At 41.1% G+C, this 19626-nt stretch carries 14 protein-coding genes; 5 read left to right on the forward strand and 9 right to left on the reverse strand.

Annotated features, from left to right (window positions below; all coding sequences use genetic code 11):
• Nucleotides 1-3: 3 nt before the first annotated feature.
• Nucleotides 4-756, reverse strand: a complete 753-nt coding sequence (locus tag AC2SLT_RS12095) for a YebC/PmpR family DNA-binding transcriptional regulator (RefSeq protein WP_486547907.1) — start codon at nt 754-756, stop codon at nt 4-6.
• Nucleotides 757-1150: 394 nt separating this feature from the next.
• Here AC2SLT_RS12095 and AC2SLT_RS12100 point away from each other — a divergent pair, with 394 nt between their 5' ends.
• The 3 genes from AC2SLT_RS12100 (at nt 1151) to AC2SLT_RS12110 (ending at nt 4385) form a co-directional block, all read left to right on the forward strand.
• Nucleotides 1151-1981, forward strand: coding sequence for an ion transporter (locus AC2SLT_RS12100; RefSeq protein WP_486547908.1), 831 nt, complete (start codon nt 1151-1153; stop codon nt 1979-1981).
• A gap of 329 nt (nt 1982-2310) precedes the next feature.
• The gene (locus AC2SLT_RS12105; RefSeq protein WP_486547909.1) at nt 2311-3615 is read left to right on the forward strand and encodes an ABC1 kinase family protein; all 1305 of its coding nucleotides are present in this window, start codon (nt 2311-2313) and stop codon (nt 3613-3615) included.
• A gap of 95 nt (nt 3616-3710) precedes the next feature.
• A complete protein-coding gene (locus tag AC2SLT_RS12110) occupies nt 3711-4385 on the forward strand; it encodes a YoaK family protein (RefSeq protein ID WP_486547910.1) in 675 nt (224 codons plus the stop codon).
• A gap of 233 nt (nt 4386-4618) precedes the next feature.
• Here the strand turns inward: AC2SLT_RS12110 and AC2SLT_RS12115 are convergent, their stop codons facing one another.
• Nucleotides 4619-5110 carry an Lrp/AsnC family transcriptional regulator gene (locus tag AC2SLT_RS12115; protein WP_486547911.1) on the reverse strand — a complete coding sequence of 164 codons (492 nt, stop codon included), beginning with the start codon at nt 5108-5110 and terminating at the stop codon, nt 4619-4621.
• 277 nt (nt 5111-5387) lie between these two features.
• Between AC2SLT_RS12115 and leuA the strand changes: the two genes are divergently transcribed.
• The gene (gene leuA, locus AC2SLT_RS12120) at nt 5388-7157 is read left to right on the forward strand and encodes a 2-isopropylmalate synthase (RefSeq protein WP_486547918.1); all 1770 of its coding nucleotides are present in this window, start codon (nt 5388-5390) and stop codon (nt 7155-7157) included.
• Nucleotides 7158-7323: 166 nt separating this feature from the next.
• Here the strand turns inward: leuA and AC2SLT_RS12125 are convergent, their stop codons facing one another.
• The 7 genes from AC2SLT_RS12125 to AC2SLT_RS12155 all read right to left on the reverse strand — a co-directional run bounded on the left by AC2SLT_RS12125 (nt 7324) and on the right by AC2SLT_RS12155 (nt 15663).
• A complete protein-coding gene (locus AC2SLT_RS12125; RefSeq protein ID WP_486547912.1) occupies nt 7324-7581 on the reverse strand; it encodes a YfhL family 4Fe-4S dicluster ferredoxin in 258 nt (85 codons plus the stop codon).
• 161 nt (nt 7582-7742) lie between these two features.
• Complete coding sequence (locus AC2SLT_RS12130; protein WP_486547913.1) at nt 7743-8498, reverse strand: YdcF family protein; 756 nt, start codon at nt 8496-8498, stop codon at nt 7743-7745.
• A 269-nt stretch (nt 8499-8767) separates the two neighbouring features.
• Nucleotides 8768-10267: a peptidase U32 family protein gene (locus AC2SLT_RS12135; protein ID WP_486547919.1), complete on the reverse strand. Its 1500-nt coding sequence runs from the start codon at nt 10265-10267 to the stop codon at nt 8768-8770.
• 849 nt (nt 10268-11116) lie between these two features.
• Complete coding sequence (locus tag AC2SLT_RS12140) at nt 11117-12247, reverse strand: S-(hydroxymethyl)glutathione dehydrogenase/class III alcohol dehydrogenase (protein WP_486547920.1); 1131 nt, start codon at nt 12245-12247, stop codon at nt 11117-11119.
• A gap of 220 nt (nt 12248-12467) precedes the next feature.
• On the reverse strand, nt 12468-13346 hold the full coding sequence (locus AC2SLT_RS12145) for a mechanosensitive ion channel family protein (protein ID WP_486547914.1): 879 nt from the start codon (nt 13344-13346) through the stop codon (nt 12468-12470).
• A gap of 315 nt (nt 13347-13661) precedes the next feature.
• Nucleotides 13662-15134, reverse strand: coding sequence for an aminoacyl-histidine dipeptidase (locus AC2SLT_RS12150; protein WP_486547915.1), 1473 nt, complete (start codon nt 15132-15134; stop codon nt 13662-13664).
• Nucleotides 15135-15429: 295 nt separating this feature from the next.
• The gene (locus AC2SLT_RS12155) at nt 15430-15663 is read right to left on the reverse strand and encodes a hypothetical protein (protein WP_486547916.1); all 234 of its coding nucleotides are present in this window, start codon (nt 15661-15663) and stop codon (nt 15430-15432) included.
• A gap of 765 nt (nt 15664-16428) precedes the next feature.
• Between AC2SLT_RS12155 and AC2SLT_RS12160 the strand changes: the two genes are divergently transcribed.
• A partial coding sequence (locus AC2SLT_RS12160) for a GA-like domain-containing protein (RefSeq protein WP_486547917.1) occupies nt 16429-19626 on the forward strand: 3198 nt, incomplete at its 3' end.

A 19626-nucleotide genomic window follows, 5' to 3' on the forward strand; every position in this document is an offset into this window, starting at 1 on the left:
AGACTAGTCAGCGCCGAGTCGTTCTAAAATCTCATCTGGAAAATCAACATTGGTATAAACGTCTTGTACGTCATCTAAGTCTTCTAACATGTCTATCATCTTCATGACTTTTTCAGCATCATCGATATTGTCAATGACTGCTGTAGTAGAGGGAGACATAGTCACTTCAGCATTGCTAGATTCGTAACCGGCGTCATTTAATGCATCTTTAACCACACCAAAACTATCAGGCTCAGTTATCACCATAAGCGTCTCACCGTCATTTTCAATGTCTAACGCGCCTGCCTCTAAAGCCACAAGCAAGATTTCATCTTCGAGTGACACATCATCAAAGGTAATTTCACCACGTTTGTTAAAAAGATAGGATACCGAACCTGCTGTGCCAAGATTACCATCATATTTAGTAAACGCGTGACGCACTTCACTCACGGTACGATTGACATTATCCGTCATTGTCTCAACCAAAACAGCAACGCCGCCAACCCCATAACCTTCGTAAGTCAGCTCATCCATCTCGCCGCCTTCACTGTTACCAGCGCCGCGTTCAATGGCACGCTTAATGGTGTCTTTGGTCATATTAGCGGACAGTGCTTTTTCAACGGCGGCGCGCAGGCGAGGGTTACTCTCTGGGTCTGGGTCACCCTGTTTGGTAGCTGAGACAAGCTCACGAATTATTTTGGTAAAGATTTTGCCACGTTTGGCATCTTCTTTGGCCTTCTTGTGCTTAATATTTGCCCATTTAGAATGACCCGCCATAATCTGTTTATCCTTATTAAAAGTGTGATGTCAAATTGTGAAGTAAATATGTTAAGTGAATAGTTCATTAGCTATAATCGGTCGCTAATACTAAAGAATAAAACCTATAAAATTAAGAGTTTGTTAATAGACAGCGACGACCGTAAGAGATGTTTTTAATACGTTGAACGTATAATTATATCAGAAATATTAGATTTGCAAGACTGCTATCAGAGGATGAAAATAAAGGTTTGGCATTCAAGATAACGTCATAAATAATGCAATTAAAGACACAACTAGGAGGTTGATCAAATCATTAAATGAGCATGACTGCCAACAAAGTTGATGCAATAGGTAACATTGCTGAATTAATCACGTATAATGTCAAGGTATTATAGACCAGTTACCCTTATATATGAAAAAACTCACCTTAAATAAGCTCAATACTTTACGAAATCGCATTCATATTGTGATTGAAGGGACAGATACCCCTTTAGGTAAATTTTTTGACATTGTCTTACTGATCGCAATCGCTGCCAGTGTCGGCGTGGTCATGTTAGACAGTGTGCTTTATTTGCGTTTGCAATATGGTTTGATATTTTTCTATGCAGAATGGTTCTTTACTATTTTGTTTACTATTGAGTATCTATTACGGTTATTCTCCGCGCCCAATCGCTTTCGTTATATTTTTAGTTTCTTTGGGGTTGTGGATCTATTATCGGTATTACCCAGTTACTTAAGTCTTATTTTCGGCGGTGTGCAGTATCTAATTGTTGTTCGTATTCTACGAATATTACGTGTCTTTAGGGTACTAAAGCTCAAAGCCTATATGCAGCAGGCGGGTTTTTTAGCCTCTGCACTTAAAACCAGCCAGCAAAAAATTACCGTATTCTTCTTATCGGTATTACTATTAGTCACGATATTTGGCTCAGTGGTCTATGTGGTGGAAGGCCCTGAAAATGGGTTTACCAGTATCCCCGTGTCTATATATTGGGCAATTGTCACCTTGACGACTGTCGGATATGGGGATATGTCGCCTAAGACGCCCTTAGGTCAGGCCATTGCAAGCATGGTAATGATTACCGGTTATTCAATCATTGCGGTACCCACAGGTATTTTCACCTCAGAGCTTTCAAAGAGTATGCGACCGCAGTTGCATCCGATAACTTGTCCAAATTGTGGTAAGTTTGGTCATGCAGCTGCTGCTCAGTTTTGTGATCGTTGTGGTCATGATCTTCATATCTAGTTTGGTTAATTCTAGTTTCGTTATTTATAGTTGAATCCATCAGATGTACTGTCTAATAGTAAGACTTACTTTAATAGTTAGACCTAGAATGGTTAGACCTAATAGCTTACGTTTATGATATTCAAAAAATGCCACACATGCTCTAATAAATGTCGCATTAACCCTTTTAAAATGTTTAGGCAGTCATATACTAAGCCTATACCTATAAACTTACAAAACCATTCAACAAACTAAACCCTTAAAGTTAAAAACCATAGAACTTATAAACTAGATGCTTATAAACTAGATGCTTATAAACTTCAAACCTAGAATAAGAAGAACCCGAAAATATGCCAAATTTATTAAAAAGATCGTTAAATGTTGCCAATCGTGTTCGTCACACTGCTAGCGTAGCAGGCCTTTCAGCGTTAAGAGTGGCAAAAGGGGAGCGTCCCGATGCCGTCATGCTAAGAGAAACCTTTGAACAGTTAGGCACTACCTATATTAAGATTGGTCAGTTTATCGCCAGTACGCCCTCGTTATTTCCTCGTGACTATGTGATTGCCTTTCAAGGCTGCTTGGATCAGACCACACCTCTGCCGTTTAAGTATATTGAGCAGGTCTTAACAGAAGAGCTGCTTGAGGGCTCAGAGACGCTAGAAGATAAATTCGCCAGTATTGATAAAAAACCCTTAGCATCCGCCAGTATTGCACAAGTTCACGCCGCCACATTGCATAATGGCCGTGAGGTTGTGTTAAAAGTGCAAAAGCCTGATGTTGATGTCATCATGCAGACTGATCTTGGTGTGCTGCATGCCGTGACTAAGCTTGTTGAGAGGCTGATGCCACAGATGCGTTTTGCTAATATTTCACCGATTATAGATGAGATTCGCATCCGAATGATTGCTGAGACTGACTTCATTGCAGAAGCTAAAAATATTGATGACTTTCAACAGTTTTTGCAAATGACCGGCAATAAGCAAGTTGTGGCCCCCGAAGTGGTGGAAGAGCTAACGACAAAACGCGTACTAACTATGAGCCGGCTACATGGGATGTCAATGGTGGATGAGGTGGCCATGCGTCAATACTGTGATGATCCTGCACAGGTCATGGCAGATACCCTTAATACTTGGTTTGCAAGCCTCATGTTTTGTAATAGCTTCCACGCCGATCTACATGCGGGCAACTTGATGCTGCTGACAGATGGGCGCATTGGTTTTATTGACTTTGGTATTGTCGGTAAGTTAAAACCGGAGAGTTGGCAGGCTTGTATGGGCATGATGCAGGCACTCAATGAAAATGACTATGTCACCATGGCGCAATGTATGATAGACATGGGCATGACTCATGAGCGTGAGCATGTTGACCAAGCCCAGTTGGCGGGCGATCTTGCTAAGATGATCACCCGTATTATGGCTGAAGATAAAACCTACACCAGTGGTAAAGCTTTTAATAGCAAAGAGCAGGCGGACGAGCTCAATAAAATGATGCTAGAGATCGTCGAGGTGGGTAAGCGTCACGGTATTCATTTTCCTAGAGATTTTGCCTTATTGACTAAGCAGATGCTATATTTTGATCGCTTTATGCGTACGCTAGCCCCTGATATGGATATGTTTAATGATGCAAGGGTTAATTTATTAGGGCGTCAGGCTTAACCTAATCGCATAAATTAAGCGCATAGCTTAATCGTATAAACTATAAGCTGTTAATTAAGGTTTTAGAACTAAAAAGTGTCCCATAAGAAGTTAATATGATAACCAAATTACCTCGGTGGATTTTAGTAGGTGGGGCGGTACTTGCGTTTAGTGCAGGCTGCGTCAATATCATTGCCTTAAGTGGCTTTACACAGCTATCGGTATCACATGTCACAGGTAACGTAAGCTTATTCTCAGCAGCCATTGCAGCAATGGATTGGTCGTCTCTTTTATTTATTGGCGCCTCACTGTTGTCCTTTTTATCAGGTGCTATTTTAAGTGGTTATCTGGTAGGTCAGCATTCTTTAAAGCTTGGGCGTCAATATGGACTGGCTTTATTTGCTGAAGCGGGACTGTTGATCTGTAGCTTTATACTATTTTTTCATCATGATTACTTTGGACAAATGCTTGCCGCTATGGCGTGTGGGTTACAAAACGCGATGGTCGCAACCTATAGTGGCGCTGTCATTCGAACGACACACTTAACGGGATTAACGTCCGATATGGGTGCTGCTATCGGCAACTGGTTAGCGGGGCGTCCGATTAGTAAGATGACCTTGGGGTTTCAAGCGATTATATGGTACAGCTTCTGTGGCGGCGGTGTGGTAGGGGCTTTAGGATTTTTCAAAATAGGCTATGCCGCTATGCTTATTCCTATTCTGATTGTTTTTTCGGCAGCGGTGTTTTATCAGATAGCCTCAAGTCAATTGCCAGAAAAAAGAGATGCTTAAGTACCGCTATGGCTTGAGTATATATTCTATAAGGCGCCAATGGTTGCTCATCCAGATAGTTATCGATTTCAAAACTATACCTTTTCTATAAAATAACCCATCAATGATCAATAGTTGTAGCGAGTGGTAAAGCGAAGCGTAACCCACGGATTTTTAGATGACTCTAATCATTCAGGTCATTCAGGTTTAGCTTTAACTTATTTAATCAGTTATTTAATCGCTTATTTAATCGCTTATTTAATAATGCCGCGGTTAAATACTTCGCGTAGCTCAAAGCTGGTATGCACTTGGCTAACGCCTTCAATTCGATTTAGGCGGTGTAATAAAAACTCTTCATAATGGGCCATATTTCTCACGACGACTTTCAGTAAGTAATCTTCCCTGCGACCTGTTACGATACTACAGCTGACGACTTCTTCAAAGCTTTGAATTTTATTTTCAAACTCAGCGAAGCGATCGGCAGTATGCTTATCCATACCGACTGCTATATATATAGCTAAGCTATAGCCAAGCTTCTGTGGGTCAACCGATGCGTGATAACCGGTAATAATACCTGCTTCCTCTAAGCGCTTAACGCGTCTTGCGCAAGGTGTGGCAGATAAGTGAACGGCCTCCGCAATATCAGTAATACTCATACGAGCATCCTGCTGTAGTAAGGTCATGATTTGATGATCTATTTTGTCTAGCTGCTGATTTTCTTTATCAAAGTTGTTATTAATAGACATTTATTTGTTATCCCGTTCAATAAATAGAGAGTATCACTAATTTTAATCTAAAATATATAATAAAACACTATTTAAATGACATATTTACTCAAATTTTGGTGATTTAATCGCTAACGTTTTTGGTATGATAGTCAGCATACATTAGGATAGTTTGTATTGTTTAGAATAGATTGTTTAGGATAGATTATTTAGGTTAATTAGCCTATATCCAATTAAAATTAATTATATACCGAAATGATAATTTAAAGACCAAAGAGGGCATCCCATGAGCCAAGTAATGAGCCAAACAGAAACAGTTGAACCAAAAGTGAAACCTAAATTTGACGCCTTTGATTTTCGTAAATATCAGCCTTTTGCTTTTGCGCCAAACCTACCTGATCGTACTTGGCCAAACAAAACCATTACTCAAGCGCCGATTTGGACCAGTGTAGATCTACGTGATGGTAACCAAGCCTTGATTGACCCGATGACCATTGAACAAAAAATGCAATTTTTTAAAGTGCTGGTTGAAGTCGGTTTTAAAGAGATAGAAATTGGGTTTCCCTCTGCTGCCCAAGTTGAATTTGACTTCGCGCGTAAGTTAATCGAAGAGGGTCACATTCCTGATGATGTCACTATTCAAGTATTGGTGCAGGCGCGTGAGCATTTGATTGAACGCACTTTTGAGGCCTTAAAAGGCGTGCGCCGTGCCATTGTCCATGTCTACAATTCTACGAGCCGAGTACAACGCGATAAAGTATATGGTAAGAGCAAGGATGAGATTAAACAGATAGCATTAGATGGTGCAAAAATGCTTAACGACTATGCTGACAAGCATCCAGAGACGCAATGGGTGTTTCAGTATTCTCCAGAAAGCTTTAGCCAAACTGAAACGGACTTTGCAATCGAAGTATGTGATGCAGTCATAGAAGAATGGCAGCCTCAAAACGGTCGAGAAGTTATTATCAACTTACCCGCAACCGTTGAGTCTTCAATGCCAAATATTTTTGCCGATCAAGTTGAGTATTTTTGTCGTCATCTAAAGCAGCGTAGTGATGTCATCATTAGTTTGCATACTCATAATGACAGAGGAACCGCTATTGCGGCGGCTGAACTTGGCATGCTCGCCGGAGCAGACCGTATTGAGGGTACTTTGCTTGGCAATGGTGAGCGTACGGGTAATATGGACATCATGGTCATGGCGATGAATTTGTTTAGTCAAGGTGTCGATCCCGAACTTGATTTTAGTGACATGAGTAAAATCGTCAACATAGTCAGTGAGTGTAATAACTTGCCTGTGCATCCTCGTCATCCTTATGTGGGCGAACTTGTATTCACGGCGTTTAGTGGATCGCATCAAGATGCCATTAAGAAATCTTTGGATTATAACGAGAAAAATCGCGAAACAACTCAAAATATCTGGGATGTGGCTTACTTGCCCATAGATCCTGCGCATATTGGGCGTAGTTATCAAGATGTGGTTCGTATTAATAGTCAATCTGGGAAAGGCGGGGTCGCCTACATTTTACAGCGTAATTATGGCTTTAACTTACCACGCTGGATGCAAATTGACTTTAGCCGTGTGGTACAACAAAAAGCAGAAGATGCGGCGCGTGAGCTTAAAAATGAAGAGATTTTAGAAGCTTTTGAATCCACATATTTACAAAATTCAGGCTTTGAGTTATTAGACCATAGTGTTAATAATAAAGCCGGTCAGGTCGAGTTTCAGGGTCAAGTGGTGATCAATGGTGAAACGGTAGAAATTAACGGTAAAGGCAATGGGCCGTTGTCTTCATTTATCGATGGGGTTGCTCGACATACGGGAAAACAGCTTCATATTATTAACTATTCAGAGCATGCAATGACGCAAACTTTTGCTAATGGTGTTAATGGCAATAATGATGCCATTAGTAATGACGCTAATAATAGCGATAAGACCAATGCTCAAGCCGCGGCATATATTCAATTAAATGTTGATGGTGAGATATACTCAGGTATTGGGACTCATACTAGTACTGTATCGGCGATGTTGAAAGGGGCGTTATCAGCATTGTCACAAGCCGTTTAAACAGAACTATCTGGCTTAAATATATTTTCTTTTAATTCTAAAAAAGGCTTGCCAGTGTGCAAGCCTTTTTATTGGTTTTGAGTCGGACTAAAGTAAAAAACTGTCGTACTATAAACTTTGATACTATTTGACCAAATTTATTCAACCCAAAGCTTTTAACGCAAAACTATTTGGCCCAAATCTGCTGATGCTTTTGTCTTAATTGAGCGTCGGTTTCGACGCGCTCAGGATCTTGAATGATACAGTCAATAGGGCAAACCTTATCACAGGTCGGAGCCTCATAAAAGCCCACACATTCGGTACATAGACTAGGATCAATAACATAGGTTTTTTGACCCTTTTGTTCATAACTGATCGCCTCATTCGGGCACTCAGGTTCGCATATATCACAGTTGATACAGTCAGAAGTTATCTTAAGCGCCATAACGCTCTCCTAATATCAGTATGGAGACTTAGAATAATTGTAGATAAACCCTTTACGAGCTTTGAGTGAATTCAGCACACTCTAATTTTCACCAATTAACCCTTACAATTTACTAAGGTGTTATCAATATTTACCAAATAGCTTTATTCACTAAGTGGCATTTAATATTCTCCCAATAACCATCCACTAATATAAGCAAAATACTCACGGAACCACGCATTATATCGTATTGATAGTGGGGTGGGGCTGGCAAGGGCGATGATATTTTCATACCCTTGTTTTTTTGCAATGGCTTTGGAGCGTGGAATATGAAAGTCACTGGTTACAATCGCAATCGGGTCACTGAGTTGAACGCCTTGTTGTTGCAAAATAGGCTGAGTAAATAAGAAGTTCTCTTCGGTACTGGTGCTTTGCTCTTCATGCATAATATGGTCTAAAGGTATGCCATGCAATGCGTATAAATAGCGAGCCATGGACTCACCTTCACTACGTGTCTCTCCCATACCCATGCCGCCACTGGTGACCACTACAGCATTGGATTGGTCTTTAATCAGTGGAGCGGCAGTGTCAAGACGGCTGGCAAGCGTCGGTGTAGGTACCCCATCTTCCACACCACCTCCTAAAATTATAATGGCCGCAACCGGTTGATACGTCTCGTTTGTCTGTTTGATAGTTTCATTCAACGAAAATGCAAATAGCATAAAACTAATCAACCATATACCAAAAGTCACCCAAAGTCCTTTCCATATCCTACCTAGGACCTTATGTGCTCGAATACTGGATAATATACGTTTCCAAAATAGGGCATGGATGATAAAAATTAACCCGATGAAAAAAGGCACAACGGTACCAACGTTAATTTTATCAGCAGCAATTAACAGCGTACAATCTATAGCTAGGACGAGCCCTAGAATCATGAGTATTATTCTTATCAAATTAGACATAAGTGTTTGACTATCGTTAAGTTTGGTTTCTATTATAACGTCAACTAAACCCTTTAACGATAAAAGTTCGCTCAAGTAAGCTGTCTTAAATCAATTTATAATAAATACCTTTTCTATAAATAACCTATCCTTGATAGTCTTGGTCAGACTCATTGAACTTACTCTTAGTAGTGCTTGTGCTTGTCTTACTCGATTGGTTAATATCTAGATTTTGTATACGTATACAGCCCATAGTTTAGCGATTACGTGAAAATTGGTTGCTTAACGTTTTTCATAATTAATGCGAACTCTAGTAGTTTTGCATCGATATCTTTAAATGGATTGATAATTTGAGCGGTCCAACCTGAGCCTAGCGCCGCCTCGATGGCATTGCCTTTTTTGTCCCCCATCTGTTCGAGCGTATAGGTCAAGTTGCCAGCTGGGGTCATAATCTCAATGATGTCGCCTACTTCCAACTTGTTCTTAATGTCTAAGGTCAGTTTTTCTGGGGTAATAGCGATGACTTCCGCGACAAATTGCTGGCTATCCGTTTTTGATGCCCCATAGTCATAATTTTGATATTCACTGTGGACGTGGCGACGTAAGAAGCCTTCGGTGTAGCCTCGGTTTGCAAGCCCATCTAATGCGCTGATTAACGTTGTATCAAATGGCTTGCCAGCGACGGCGTCATCAATGGCTTGGCGATAGACTTGTGCAGTTCGAGCAACGTAGTAATGCGACTTAGTACGCCCTTCAATTTTTAAAGAGTGAACGCCCATTTGAGTCAGTTCGGGTACCAGCTCTACGGCACGTAAATCTTTAGAGTTCATGATGTAAGTGCCATGCTCATCTTCATACATGGCCATCAGTTCACCAGGGCGGTTTTGCTCTTCTAATAAGACCACCTCATCGCTGGGTTGCTGTACGTAATCTTCGCTTGTATCCTTATGTTTGGTAGCCTCATTATTTAAGACCCCTGTATGATTTAAGACCCCTGTATTCAAAACCCCATTGCCATGTTGATTAATCGTTTCAAATGGTGCGGTGTTGGTTTGTTGAGAATTAGACTGACTATTATCAAATTGCTGAGGATCAAACTGCTGAGGTTGACTGTTGGTGCGCTTATTTTGACTTTGTTGTTCATCGTGATCCTTGCTAATAGGAACGATGTCACCGACTTCATTTTCATGTGCTTTATACGTGTTGTAATTCCAGCGGCAGGCATTGGTACAGGTTCCTTGGTTGGCATCACGTTTGTTTATATAACCTGATAATAAACAACGCCCAGAGTAAGCCATGCACAAGGCACCGTGTACGAACACCTCAATCTCCATACCAGGTACTTCGTCAATAATTTGGCTAATTTCTTTTAAAGACAATTCACGAGAGACAATGACACGACTAACGCCAATTTGCTTCCAGAACTTTACGGTTGCCCAGTTTACGGCATTGGCCTGCACCGATAGATGGATTTCTATATCGGGGAAATGTTCACGCACCATCATAATCATGCCCGCATCAGACATAATCAAGGCATCAGGTTGCATTTCAACGACGGGGCGAATGTCTTCAATAAAGGTCTTTAACTTGGCGTTATGAGCTTGAATATTGACTACCACATAGAACTTCTTGCCCAGGCTATGAGCATAATCGATACCGCGGCGTAAATTCTCTTCATCAAAATCATTATTACGTACCCGTAGGCTATAACGAGCTTGACCGGCATAGACTGCATCAGCACCGTAAGCAAAAGCGTATTGCATATTTTTAAATGTACCCGCTGGGCAAAGTAGCTCTGGCTTATGAGATTCTTGAGGTTTATCTGATGCTTTAGTGGTCAATGTGGCTTGAATGCTTTGATGAGAAGATGTCATGTCATTACCTTTGTGTTAGTAACATTTAATGATGGTTTTGCTTAAAGAGGGTGATTTAGCGACTGTTAATCAGCTTTTAGAACAACTAGGTCCTAATGTTAAAAAGTAATTCTTAGACTAAGGGATTAAGGTTTGGTTTTTAAAATAATAAAGACGGGCATATTATAGAGTATACTGGCCTATCAATAAATCAGAGGGTTATTAAATTTGGACTTACGCAGAATTAAAATTTGTGGGCTTGGTAATCACCTATTTACATTGTTTGAGAGGTAAAGTCAGATGTTTAATAAGTGATCCTCAGTCGCCGATAAATATTTAAATATCGTTATTTACGTAAGTTCAATAAATAATAGATCCTGAGCAATAAAAAATAGATTTCAAATCAAATTGCATTGAATACAGCTATTAATCCCTGCATAATATGCGGTGAATAGCGACTTTAATCACCGCACTTAATGCACTAAATTTAAATCACTTAAAGTACAAGTTGAATGTCACCTTATGAATACGGTTACCTACATACATGAACGCGACAACTGGACACATTAGCCTCATTAAGCCCCCATTAGTAGTAGCGCTCGGTTGCCTTATAACCATTTTAAAGTATATTACCTATCGCTAACCTAAATTGGAAATTAAAAAAAGACCATTTGTTACGTACAAATGGTCTTTTTTTAAAATGGTCTTTTGAATGTTGTAGAGTGATTTTGTTAAATGATTTCTTTTACTTAAGCCGTTTTAAGACTCAGATTCAAGGGCATCAAAGTGAATCACACTGCGAATGCTTTTACCCTCATGCATTAACTCAAAAGCCTCATTAATGTCTTCAAGTGGCATGGTATGAGTAATAAAGTCTTGTAATGGAATTTCGCCGGCAAGATAACGCTCGACATAGCCTGGTAATTCACTGCGACCCTTCACACCGCCAAATGCGGAACCTTTCCAGACGCGACCTGTGACTAGCTGAAACGGACGAGTGGAGATCTCTTCACCGGCGCCTGCGACACCAATGATAATAGACTCCCCCCAACCTTTATGACAGCATTCTAAAGCAGAGCGCATGACATCCACATTACCGATACATTCAAACGAATAATCGACACCGCCATCTGTCAGCTCGACAATAACCTCTTGGATGGGCTTGTCATAGTCTTTTGGGTTAATGCAATCAGTGGCACCGAGTTTTTTAGCCAGCTCAAATTTGCTTTCATTAATATCGATACCGATAATGCGACGGGCTTTAGCCATCGTAGCGCCGATGACCGCAGATAGTCCGATACCGCCAAGACCGAAGATTGCCACTGTGGCGCCTTCTTCAACTTTGGCGGTATTCATCACGGCACCCATACCGGTAGTGACGCCGCAGCCTAATAGACAGACCTCTTCAAGAGGTGCTTCTTTATTGACTTTGGCAAGTGAAATCTCTGGTAGTACCGTATATTCTGAGAACGTTGAGCAGCCCATATAATGATAAATGGGTTCGCCGTCTTTATAGAAGCGGGTAGTGCCGTCTGGCATAAGCCCTTTACCTTGAGTTTCACGTACCGCAGAGCATAGATTGGTCTTACCAGAGCGGCACATTTTGCAGACACCACACTCCGCTGTGTATAACGGAATCACATGATCACCAACTTCTACACTGGTCACCCCTTCGCCTACTTGCTCTACAATACCGCCGCCTTCATGACCTAAAATAGCGGGAAAAACACCTTCAGGGTCTGCGCCCGATAGGGTATAAGCATCGGTATGACACACGCCGCTGGCAAGTATTTTGACCAGAACTTCCCCTTTACGAGGCAGCATGACATCTACTTCTTCAATTTTTAGAGGTTCATTAGGGCCCCAAGCCACCGCTGCTTTAGATTTAATAAATTGATCAGACTTATCAGACATAGATTCTCTCGCTTATTTTATGTTTGTTAATTAATAATAGAGCGTTACAGATTTAGTATTTGTGACGACTGGTCATCGTTTATTTAATCCCTTTAATTTGAACTCTTTGAAAGGTAGAGCTAAACGATTATGAATAACCTTCAGTCGCCTATAAGAGTTTAAAATTTTTAATTTCCGTGCGTCTTCAATAAGAAGATTAGTTAGAGGATGAATTAGGCGATACGTTCGTGTCGCTAGACTTTTTTACGATGTCATCCAAACCAGAAACGTGAATACTGCGCTGCGGGAAAGGAATATCAATACTGTTATTATCTAATGCGACTTTGAAGTCTTCAAGTAATTGACACTGCATCGCCCACCAATCCTCATTAGATGACCATACATTTAAGGTTAAGTCGACTGAGTTATCGCCTAAGTTAGTAACCCTAACCACAGGTTCTGGATCCTTGAAGGCCAAAGGATTGTTTTTGACAGTATCCAATAAGACATCTTTGGCCTGCTTTATATTAGCATCGTAACCAATACCAACTGTTATATCGACTCGGCGGTTTGGTAACGACGTGTAATTGACAATGGCGGAGGTACTAATATCACTGTTGGGGATGACCACATCGTGGTTGTTGATGGTGGTGATGTGAGTATTAATTAAGGTAATATCAGTGACGGTACCGGTATAGCTGCTAATTTGAACATAGTCCCCACGTACGAAAGGTCGGAATATGACAATCAATATACCAGCGGCAAAGTTTGATAATTGATCTTTTAAAGCGAGACCAATGGCTAAAGCGGCACCCCCCAAGATTGCCACAATAGAGGTCGTATGTATGCCGACTTGATTTAAAGCGGCGAGGATGACAATCACTAGCAAGACGCCATAGAGCAGTCGACTTAAGAAGCTTGCTGCGGTTTCTTCCAAATGACTGCGGCTCATGACACCGTGGGTAACGTTGACAATCTTTTTTGCAACCCAGCGACCGATGACAAAGATTAGTATTGCTAAAATAAGTCGAACAATAATTTGAAAGGCATTCTCGGTGAGCGTATTAATATCGAAGGTAAAGCCTAAAAAATCCATAGCTTATGTCTCTACTGTTTTAAAATTTAAGGAAGACTACTTTAAAGTTCAAGGATGATAAAATTAAAAAGTGAATATAAAACTAAGACGTATGGTTGATTAAAATTTTGCAACTGGTTATGAGTTTAAAAAGGGGTTATGAGCTTAAAAAAAAGAGGCTAAGACAAAGTTAGCCCCATTTTGAAAGGTAAACCTGTTTGAATAGGTCAGATACAAGAAATATGATAGCAAAAGTTATAATTAATAAGAGAGTTTTATGTTCGGTTACGCTCTATTAAATATCAATGACAGATCAGTGAAGACCATTGTTAAATGTTAAGCAGACTTTAATGACCCCAACACCTGGACTAACCATTGCCAGAACTTGTCAACGCTTTCGATATTGACTCTTTCATCAGGTGAATGCGGCATTTGAATAGTCGGACCAAACGATACCATTTGCCAATGAGGATAATTGTGTCCTAACAGTCCGCACTCTAAGCCGGCGTGAATAACCGTGACATTAGGCTCGACGCCCAATACTTTGCGACCTTCACTAATGACAGTATCGGTAAGCGGCGACTGTGGGGCAGGCTTCCAACCCGGATATTCTCCGTCTAAATGAGAGGTCGCTCCAAAAGATTCAAACAAACGTGTCATTCTATTAGCCAAGTCATCGCGTGCCCCATCATCCAACGAGCGCAGCAAGTTTTGAATTTCAAGCTGATCCACTTGAGTATCAATTTTAGCAAGGTTAACCGAGGTTTCTACCACACCTTGAGTGTCCATGCTCATGCGATCCACACCATTTGGACACAAACGAAGCACCGTTAAAATATTGGTTTGCGTCTTTGAATTCCAAACTTGGCTTGGTAACTCAGTCGCTTCAATGTTAACGGTAAAGGCTCTGTCTTCAGGAGGTAAACCACGGCGTATGATATCAACTTCAGCAAGAATCTGACCGCTAAGTTCGGTAGCCTCTACGTCACTGGTAAATACTGAAAATCCTTCACGGGGGATGGCATTACGTAAATTACCGGCGTTAATCTCAGCCACCTGAATGGTGCTTGATACACTGTCCAAAAGTCTGGCAACGATTAACGCAGCGTTCCCTCGTTGTTTGATAATATCAATCCCTGAATGACCGCCTTTAAGGCCTTTTACACTTAACTTATAAGCTTGTTTGTTACTCGTTGCTTCCCATTGAATTGGTAGGGTAAAGGTGGCATCGACACCGCCTGCACAGCCTATACAAATATCGCCTAACTCTTCGGTATCAAGATTTAGCAGTAACTCTCCATTAAGCCAACCTGCCTGCAGCCCTTTGGCACCCACCATCCCCGTCTCTTCAGTGGCAGTAAATAAGGCCTCTAAAGGTCCATGAGCAATATCATCAGATGCTAATACTGCCAAGGCCGCAGCCACTCCAATACCATTATCCGCACCGAGGGTCGTTCCGTCTGCTGTTACCCAGGCATCATCAAGATAGGTAATAATAGGATCAGTGCTAAAGTCATGTTCACTGTCTTCATTTTTTTGTGCCACCATATCTAGATGGTTTTGTAGAATGACACCCGGTGCATTCTCCATGCCTTTTGTCGCAGGTTTTCGTACTAAGACGTTGCCCACCTCATCACGCTCCGCCCAAAGTCCTAATTCTTCTGCAAAATCTAAAACAAACTGCTGCACTTCATCCTCTTCAAATGACGGACGGGGAATGTTAGTCAAGGTTGAAAAGTAGTGCCACAGCTCAATAGGCTTTAGTTTAGGTTCATATTGAGACAGGGCTTGATCAAGGTATAACGGCATAATGAACTCCAGCTATAACGTGCATTGACAAAATTATTTAATCGTTTTGAATTAATCCAAATAGTTATAACTAAGGCAAATATTTTAGGTAAAGCTGAGATCTTTATTCAATGGTGTGTGGTTTTAATAATTGTAATTGTCATATCAACCACAAAAAGAGTAACCACATAATAGAATTAAAAAAATACTAAGAAACCACTATTTAACGAAGTCTCATATAGTGTGTCAATGACGTTTTATATAGTGAAAATAAAGTATATGAGTTTAGAATTAACGATATATAAATCGCTGATCTTTAATGAAAACTTAATAACATTTCGATATCTCTCACCGAAAGATTCTTCATCAACGCTTGGTCTTCTACCGACATTCTGTTGAGATGCTCTTTTAACATAGGATGAAGACCACGCGCAATTTCAGTGGTTGAAGAATAGTAGAGGGTAGGATCCTCTTTTATTAGCTTTTGCAGATAGTGTTGCAACAGTTGTTTTTTCTTATTTTGATCAAGGTCTTGAGATTTATTGGCCATGTATTGTACTCCTAAGTGGCATCGACATAGTAGCAAATTTGGCTACATATTTCTTCAAAAGTCTTTTTAATAATACCTCTGCAATCCTAGATACAACTTCTCGAGATTGCCATATTGATATTAGGATATGGCTTAAAATGAATACCCATTAACCTTTTATATCATCATATAACATCCCAACGTTAAATCTTCTCAAAGTCCATCTTCGCTCAGACCAAGATGAAAGCTTTACACTAGTAATGCATCATAACCGTTAACTACATTTTAAGTAGTATAGGCTAAAGATTCAGACATAATTTTAAACCTCCATAATTCCCTAAGGTGTTATGGAGTTTTTACTTTTTTATATTCTAAATGTGACTAAATTGTAATATTAATAATTTCGACAAACTTTTTACCGGGCCGGAATTCATATTAAAACATTTGTTCTTATTTTATGAATTATTATTTAATTTTTTCTAACATATTGAAAATATTAGTAATATTTAGCTATTAAGCTTTCCTGTATCAATTAAGTTAATTTATCTTAATGTTCAAAAAATACGAATGATTTTACTTATTTTTAGGTTTATAATCCATAATAAACAAAAGTCCAGTTTTAATATAAAATTATGATTAACATACACTTTTTCTAGCCTTATTTATCAAACCTTATTCATTCGCGATTAAATTTTAAGCGGTTTTTATTCTTCACTATCCTTCATATTTATCCTGAATTTTTTCTTATTTTTCAACCTGATTATTCAATTTTACATAGAGAACCTTATGAAAACACTTATTCTTAAAATAAACAATGAAACACAAACCCTTGCGGAACATAAAATTGTTACTCAAGATGGTATACCGACCGTAATTCATGCCGTTCAAAAGGTAAATTATGAGCTATTTGATCAAGAGACGGGTTTTGCACCTAGTCATATAGTTACCAAACGCCATGGTAAAGATTTACATATCTCATTTAGTAATGACGGACAAGACAGTGATCTCATTATTGAAGGCTTTTATAACTACCCCGATAGTGCATTAATCGGTCGCAGTGAGAGCGGTCAATATTACTACTACATTCCTGATAGCGGTGAAGTTGCTGATTATGTGACTGAGTTAGCTAATGGAGACATTGAAGGGCAAGCCTTAGGAGGTGAGTCTCAGGTGTCACCATGGTGGGTAGGCGCTGCTAATTTTGAAGGGTTTAATGCATTACCTTGGTTAGTTGGTCTTTCTGGAGTAGGTGCCGTGGGTGTCGCTTTGGGAGATGGTAGTGGATCGAGTAAGGATAGTCACAACGATAATTCAATAGATAACTCAAATACTATTCAGAAAGCAACTCATCTGGTCGAAAAAGCCGAACAGGCCGAAAAAGCTGCCGAAGATGCCTTAAAAGATGCCAATGATGATGGCGTGATCACACCTGAAGAAAATAAAAAGCTGGAAGAATTAAACCAAGCGGTTACCGATGCCAAACAAGATGCTCATCAAGCAGTAGACAAGCTTCCAGAGAGTGATGAGAAAACCGAGCTGAACGATCGACTCGATCAGATTGATGGCATAGTTGTGCCTGCGGTGACTGATCAAGATGGTGATGGTGTTGATGACGCGGCAGCACAAGACGTACAAGACGCTATCGACAAGGCAAAAGAGGCCGAACAAGCAGCGCAGCAGCAAAAAGACAATGCCCAACAAGATGACGGTATTACCCCACAAGAGCAACAAGACATCATCGCTGCCAATCAGGCAGTAGAAGATGCCAAAGCCGACGCGCAAGACAAGATTGATCAGTTGCCACCAAGCAGCACTAAAGAGGACTTGCAAGATCAGCTCGATCAAATTGGCGGCGTTGAAGTGCCTAAAGTGACCGATAGCAACGCTAACGGTATTGACGATGCGCTTGAGAACACCGCCACAAACTTAGTAGAAGAGGCAGAACAGGCCGAAAAAGCTGCCGAAGATGCCTTAAAAGATGCCAAAGACGACGGTGTGATTAGCGATACCGAGCAACAGCATCTAAACGACTTAAACCAAGCCGTTACTGAAGCTAAAGCTGCCGCACAAGCAGCGGTTAATACGCTACCTGACAGTGATAAGAAAACAGACCTGAACGAGCGTTTAGATAAGGTTGATGGGATTAATGTACCTGGTGTCACTGACGCTAACAATGATGGTTTAGACGATACATCTGCCCAGCAAGTACAAGAGCTTGTTGATGCTGCGAAAAAAGCGGAGCAAGCAGCGAGCCAGGCGCGTGATGATGCTCAAGAAGACGGCTTAATCAGTCCAGATGAGCAGAAAGCTATCATCGCTGCTAACCAAGCGGTACAAGACGCTAAAGATGCTGCGCAAGACGCCATTGATGCGCTTGATCCAAGTAAAGGCAAAGAGAGCTTGCAAGGTCAACTTGATGGCATCGCTTTGGTAGATGTGCCTGCGGTTAATGATAAAAACGCAGATGGCATCAATGACCTAACGGATGCACAAAACAAAGTAGCGGCAGCCCAAGATGCTAACGCTGCCGCGCAACAAGCGTTAGAGGATGCTCAGACTGATGGTGTTATCTCACCAAAAGAGAACAGTGAACTACAAGCTCTACAAGAGGCTATTGATACCGCTAAACAAGCTGCGCAAGAGGCTATTAGTCGACTAGCGCCAAGTGAAGACAAAGAAAGTCTACAAGCTGATCTCAATCAGGTTGAAGGCATTAATGTACCTGGCGTTAATGACGCTAACAATGATGGTTTAGACGATACAGCTGCCCAGCAAGTACAAGAGCTTGTTGATGCTGCCAAAAAAGCGGAGCAAGCAGCGAGTCAGGCGCGTAATACTGCTCAAGAAGACGGCTTAATCAGTCCAGATGAGCAGAAAGCTATCATCGCTGCTAACCAAGCGGTACAAGACGCTAAAGATGCTGCGCAAAACGCCATTGATGCACTTGATCCAAGTAAAGGCAAAGAGAGCTTGCAAGGTCAACTTGATGGCATCGCTTTGGTAGATGTGCCTGGTGTCACTGACGCTAACAATGATGGTTTAGACGATACAGCTGCCCAGCAAGTACAAGAGCTTGTTGATGCTGCGAAAAAAGCGGAGCAAGCAGCGAGCCAGGCGCGTAATACTGCTCAAGAAGACGGCTTAATCAGTCCAGATGAGCAGAAAGCTATCATCGCTGCTAACCAAGCGGTACAAGACGCTAAAGATGCTGCGCAAAACGCCATTGATGCACTTGATCCAAGTAAAGGCAAAGAGAGCTTGCAAGGTCAACTTGATGGCGTTACTGGGGTAGATGTGCCTGCGGTTAATGATAAAAACGCAGATGGCATCAATGACCTAACGGATGCACAAAACAAAGTAGCGGCAGCGCAAGATGCTAACGCTGCCGCGCAACAAGCGTTAGAGGATGCTCAGACTGATGGTGTTATCTCACCAAAAGAGAACAGTGAACTACAAGCTCTACAAGAGGCTATTGATACAGCTAAACAAGCTGCACAAGAGGCTATTAGTCGACTAGCGCCAAGTGAAGACAAAGAAAGTTTACAAGCTGATCTCAATCAGGTTGAAGGCATTAATGTACCTGGCGTTAATGACGCTAACAATGATGGTTTAGACGATACAGCTGCCCAGCAAGTACAAGAGCTTGTTGATGCTGCGAAAAAAGCGGAGCAAGCAGCGAGCCAGGCGCGTGATGATGCTCAAGAAGACGGCTTAATCAGTCCAGATGAGCAGAAAGCTATCATCGCTGCTAACCAAGCGGTACAAGAGGCTAAAGATGCTGCGCAAGATGCCATTGATGCACTTGATCGAAGTAAAGGCAAAGAGAGCTTGCAAGGTCAACTTGATGGCGTTACTGGGGTAGATGTGCCTGCGGTTAATGATAAAAACGCAGATGGCATCAATGACCTAACGGATGCACAAAACAAAGTAGCGGCAGCCCAAGATGCTAACGCTGCCGCGCAACAAGCGTTAGAGGATGCTCAG

The organism is Psychrobacter sp. CX18, from assembly GCF_057396215.1.

Excerpts from the sequence above, each read along its gene's own strand:
- AC2SLT_RS12110 (WP_486547910.1), top strand. The coding sequence starts at position 3,711 with ATGATAACCAAATTACCTCGGTGGATTTTAGTAGGTGGGGCGGTACTT.
- AC2SLT_RS12095 (WP_486547907.1), bottom strand. The coding sequence starts at position 756 with ATGGCGGGTCATTCTAAATGGGCAAATATTAAGCACAAGAAGGCCAAA.
- AC2SLT_RS12135 (WP_486547919.1), bottom strand. The coding sequence starts at position 10,267 with ATGCAATACGCTTTTGCTTACGGTGCTGATGCAGTCTATGCCGGTCAA.
- AC2SLT_RS12150 (WP_486547915.1), bottom strand. The coding sequence starts at position 15,134 with ATGCCGTTATACCTTGATCAAGCCCTGTCTCAATATGAACCTAAACTA.
- AC2SLT_RS12115 (WP_486547911.1), bottom strand. The coding sequence starts at position 5,110 with ATGTCTATTAATAACAACTTTGATAAAGAAAATCAGCAGCTAGACAAA.
- AC2SLT_RS12125 (WP_486547912.1), bottom strand. The coding sequence starts at position 7,581 with ATGGCGCTTAAGATAACTTCTGACTGTATCAACTGTGATATATGCGAA.
- AC2SLT_RS12105 (WP_486547909.1), top strand. The coding sequence starts at position 2,311 with ATGCCAAATTTATTAAAAAGATCGTTAAATGTTGCCAATCGTGTTCGT.
- AC2SLT_RS12100 (WP_486547908.1), top strand. The coding sequence starts at position 1,151 with ATGAAAAAACTCACCTTAAATAAGCTCAATACTTTACGAAATCGCATT.
- AC2SLT_RS12130 (WP_486547913.1), bottom strand. The coding sequence starts at position 8,498 with ATGATTCTAGGGCTCGTCCTAGCTATAGATTGTACGCTGTTAATTGCT.
- AC2SLT_RS12145 (WP_486547914.1), bottom strand. The coding sequence starts at position 13,346 with ATGGATTTTTTAGGCTTTACCTTCGATATTAATACGCTCACCGAGAAT.
- AC2SLT_RS12155 (WP_486547916.1), bottom strand. The coding sequence starts at position 15,663 with ATGGCCAATAAATCTCAAGACCTTGATCAAAATAAGAAAAAACAACTG.
- leuA (WP_486547918.1), top strand. The coding sequence starts at position 5,388 with ATGAGCCAAACAGAAACAGTTGAACCAAAAGTGAAACCTAAATTTGAC.